Source organism: Rhizobium sp. SRI_017, from assembly GCF_057586295.1.
Map to the genome: position 1 here is coordinate 1 of NZ_JBYCZP010000114.1, position 274 is coordinate 274.

At 63.5% G+C, this 274-nt stretch carries 1 protein-coding gene; it reads right to left on the reverse strand.

Annotated elements, in window-relative coordinates:
- On the reverse strand, positions 1-274 hold a 274-nt coding region (locus AC2YI2_RS35285), incomplete at both ends, for a chemotaxis protein CheW (RefSeq protein ID WP_487391159.1).

The following is a 274-nucleotide window of genomic DNA, read 5'->3' on the forward strand; positions in this document are numbered from 1 at the left end:
ACGGACGCCGATATCCGGCGCCCCCTCGATCTCGTCGCGGCGGAAGGGCGTCACTTCATAGACGCGGTCGGCGACCAGCCCCAGTGTCAGCATCTTCTCGCCGATCTGGACGTCAAGCACCAGGATCCGCGTGTGCGGGGTCTTTTCCGTCTTCGTCATACCCAGGCGAAGACGGAGATCGACCACCGGTACGCCTTGGCCACGTACGTCTCGAAGCCCAAGCAGGTACTCGGGACCGTGTGGGATCTTGAAGGCCTCCTCGTGGTCGAGGATC